A 4,250-nucleotide genomic window follows, 5' to 3' on the forward strand; every position below is an offset into this window, starting at 1 on the left:
GAAACCGTGCACCGATTCAAAACAACGCCGTAGCTGCAAAACGCTTCGTCACCCAACCTGCTCGCTCGGCAAATCACGCACTGAAAGTGAAGCGTCCTGTATCAAGCTCGGCTTTCGCTACGTCCGCACCCAACAGTACAGCATCAACGCACTGACCGATTCGAGTGGGGCGATTAAGGAACGCTACGCGTATGATGCGTACGGCAACCTGTCGATCTTCGACGCCAGCGGCACCGCGAGAACCTCGACCGCCGAGGGCAACCGTTACACCTATACCGGGCGGGAGTACGACGACGTTCTCGATCTCTACCACTACCGCGCCCGCATGTACGATCCGATTGCGGGGCGATTCTGCTCCAGAGATCCGATCGGGTATGAGGATGGAAAGTCGTTGTATCGCCAGTATTTCCTGTTGGCAAACACTGATCCGTACGGAACTATCGTTGAAAGGATCGAGCAACAAGTTCTCGGTTCACCATCGTGCAATTCGTGTGGCAACTACGATTCGAAGTTTGAAATAAAGATCACGCCCAATCCGTTAATGAAAGGTGTAACGAGGCAGCACTTGGTGCAAAAGCTCTGCTACGATCTTACGCTTACAAACTGTTTCGGCCTTGACAGTAACGAGAGTGGGTGCTGCCAAAAAGGTGCGCCTGGCAATAGAAAATGCTGCGTTTATGAGTATTTTGGCGCTGTTGAAACAAGTCCGAGTGGCGTGAAATTCACCGATCACCGGGGAAAACCCAACGACCGGATTCTCGACCGCCGCTTCGCCCAGCGGGGTCAGCCGACAACAAGTTGTGGAAACATCGGAGTCGACCGAGTAAGCTCGGAGTTTAGGTTGTTTTCGCCCAGCAAGGAAATTGAAGACTTTTTGGAGCTGCTTCCATTTGCATTGGATGACGAAGGACATACTGAGACCAAGATTTGTACTGGAGAGTCACTTAAGTGGAACGGTGGCTGGAAGTCAAAGCCGGCCTTTTGGGACCGTGACAGTCAAGGATCCAGCGCAATTGCGTCGACCGCGCATAGATGGGACTGCTGCGGCCCAGGCGGTACCAATCGTCATTCGTCATGTGATATTTCGACATCGGTGAACGGAGAGGGATGGAAGCAATGGTAGGGCGATTCAGGCTGATATCACTATTTTGGATCGCAGCCTTAGTCGCCATTTCTTTGTCATGGTTTATTCATCAACGGAGGTTAAAATCGGAAATATCTCAATTGAATACTGAAGTAGTGAGACTCAATTGGCGAGCCTCAGCAATGTACGGCGCATGGCATGAAAGACGTAAAACAATTGAAGAATTCTCGACTCGTGCGACGACAGAGGATGCCCCCAGTCTTATTTTCGGGTTACACGATCCCGACATTGAAGTTGCACGCACTGCACACAGAACTCTAATTCGCATCTCAAATCACGGCAATGAGCAAGCGCAGTTTGGGAAATCAGTAGTCGGGCGATTGAAGACCATTGCGTACTGGTGTAATTGGTATGTGGAAGAATCAAAAAATGCTTCGCTACCAAAACCTTTAGGTGATCCATTTGGCGACAGCGTATACAGTGAGGCCCTAGTTCCAGAAGACCGACTTCAAGGAGATCCGTTCGCCGAAAGTCCAGGAGTAGTAGGGTCAGGCCCTGTCCGAGCGGGTAAATAGTCAAGGAAAAGTGGCAGTCACATCAAAGGGGACGGGGGTGGAATCCCGCAAATGCAGCGGCGGACGATTGACGTGACCACAGGACCGAGTCGACTTCCGCCGCAATGGGAGGCCGCTTGGTCTTGCCACAAGACCGACCGCGGACCCTGATGCACAAAGAACGCCGAAGGCACGGCGGGTAGGATGCCCGTCGACTGAAACCCGTCGGGGACAGGATGTCCGTCGGAGAACGATGGCAGGAAGCGGCGGAAAGAGCGGGAGTTGGGAGTGGAGGAGAGAGGGAGAACGAGAGTGATGATAGTGGTGGAGTGAAGGAGCGGGCCATTGTTCGCCGACCGGAGTGAGAGAGGGATCGACCGAGCGGAGCCGACGGTTGACGGAGATGATTGGAAGCGACCGAAGGATGAGGGTAGCGCCGAGCGCGAGCGAGCATCACCGACGCCGAGGGCGGAGCCCGATAAGAACAGTGCGAGGCAGGAGGCCGAGCTCGTTATCAAGAAGGGCGAAAGTGACCGCGACGAGCTGTAAGCGACGTAAGCCGGGAACGAGCCGATCGGTAAACCATCAACCGACAGCTTGTCTGTTCGGCCAAAGCCCTTCGCGAATCTCCGACAGGCTCCCCCGGCGCGGAACCGCCCAGGCCGTTCGGCCGACAGCCGATCCAAGCCGGCCGCTCACTCTTCCCCCAATGTTTTTTGGCTTTCGCCGAGCCGGACTGACGCCGTCACCCGTGGCCCTCCGGCGATCAGGCCGAGAGAAGGCGAGAGACAAAAAACACTCACGCGTTGGTTAACAGGGCGTGCGTTGACTTTAACGATTGATGTCGAAGCGGTTTTCTACTTTCGCGGCGGTTGGTTGATTCCGTCGCTTGACAGTGAGCGGAAGCTGTCGCGTCATGGAGGGCCGGCCGATCCGTGAGGCGTTGATCCACGTTTCGCCTCTGCACCTCCAAGGCTCTCGACCGCCAACGACAGCCGACAGGTGCGCAGCTTTCGCGGACCCGATCGGCAACCGCCGACACCTCTCCCCGCGATCTTCCCCAAAAACAAGCCTACAACCAAGGGCCGGGCCACCGGTCTGCGCGCATCCAACGGAGCCAACACGATGAACGATGACTTCCTGAACGCGATCCTCAATAACCCAATCAAGGCCATCGCCGAATTCTACGCTTCATGCTTGAATGGAAGTGACCGCGCGAAAGCCTATGTCAACGACGAACTGCACCTGACCAATGAGCAAGCGACCGAACAACAAATCGGATTTGCCGACCGAACGCTCGGCAAGCAGATCCCACAGCGGCGCATCAAGCGTGGCCGCGAAGTCCGCGACGCACTCGTCGACGCCGGCCTCTACAAAGCCAACGGACGTGAAACCATGCGTGGCCGAGTCACGGTTTCGATTCTTGACGACGACGGCAACGTCATTGGGCTACGTGGTTACAAGATCGATGCGCACGCCGACGGTCCCGACGTGATCGTTGTCGGTGATGAAGTTGAGGCGCTGTCCACGAATGACACCAATGACACGAATGAAGACACTGTCGCTGCCACCAAGCCAGAGTCGACAACTCAAGATGACAACGAACTGATCGTCGAAGACGATCAAATCATCTTCATCCGCGATGATCGACGCTATCGAATCCGTGGTCTCGAAAAGAACAAGTCGACGCTGACACTCAAGGTCAACTTGATGGCTTCGCGCGACGACCTCGTTCACATGGACACCCTCGATCTTGTCAAGGCCCGCTCACGCACCTCGTTCATCAAAGCGACCGCGACGGAACTCTACACCGATGCCGAAGCAATCAAAAAAGACATCGGCACGGTGCTGCTCAAACTCGAAGCGTTGCAGTCGGATCGCATCGCGGCACCGAAACAACCGGCGCGCATCGAAGTCAAGCTTAGCGACGACGAGCAACGCGAAGCGTTGGCTCTGCTTCGCTCGCCCAACTTGCTCGAACGCGTCGTTGCCGACATGGACGCTTGCGGCATCGTCGGCGAATCCACCAACAAGCTCGCGGGATACTTGGCCGCAACCAGTCGCAAGCTTGCCAAGCCACTGGCGATCGTCATTCAATCATCCAGCTCCGCCGGGAAAACATCGTTGATGGACGCCGTCCTCTCGATGATGCCATCCGAGGATGTCAACCGCTTTAGTGGCATGACCGGTCAGTCGTTGTTTTACCTCGACAGCGATTCGATCCGTCACAAGATCCTCGCCATCGCCGAAGACGAAGGCATCCGACAAGCCAGGCAAATCAAAGGGGACGGGGGTTGAATCCCGCAGGTGCAGCGGCGGACGATTGATGGGGCCACAGGACCGAGCCTCCTTCCGCCGCAATGGATGGCCGCCGGGATTTGCCGTTTGATCTGCTGGAGAGCACGAGGCCCGCCACTCTTTCGGCACGTTGCCGCCAGTGTGGCCACGGTCCAATTGGTGTCAGGCGTCGGCCTTCGAGCATGAGAAATGAGTGAAGCGCAAAGCGATCGTGGACGTCGCGTCTGAAAACTCGTCACGAGCAAACGATCGCAAGCCGACCGATCGATCCGATCAAGAAAGGTGGCTGCGAAGCTAACCAACAGCCTCCCGGG

At 56.1% G+C, this 4,250-nt stretch carries 3 protein-coding genes; all 3 read left to right on the forward strand.

Annotated features, from left to right (window positions below; all coding sequences use genetic code 11):
• The coding region (locus tag H1B37_RS32350; protein ID WP_182871415.1) for an RHS repeat domain-containing protein at positions 1 to 1,123 on the forward strand (1,123 nt) is incomplete at its 5' end.
• Positions 1,108 to 1,659 (forward strand): hypothetical protein, encoded by a 552-nt coding sequence (locus H1B37_RS32355; protein ID WP_182871416.1) that lies wholly within the window; start codon positions 1,108 to 1,110, stop codon positions 1,657 to 1,659. The genes H1B37_RS32350 and H1B37_RS32355, both read left to right, overlap by 16 nt.
• 1,104 nt (positions 1,660 to 2,763) lie before the next feature.
• Positions 2,764 to 3,936 (forward strand): hypothetical protein, encoded by a 1,173-nt coding sequence (locus tag H1B37_RS32360; protein WP_182871417.1) that lies wholly within the window; start codon positions 2,764 to 2,766, stop codon positions 3,934 to 3,936.
• The last annotated feature ends 314 nt before the right edge of the window (positions 3,937 to 4,250 follow it).

The sequence above is a fragment of the Stieleria mannarensis genome, from assembly GCF_014154935.1.
Classification (GTDB): Bacteria; Planctomycetota; Planctomycetia; order Pirellulales; family Pirellulaceae; genus Stieleria; species Stieleria mannarensis.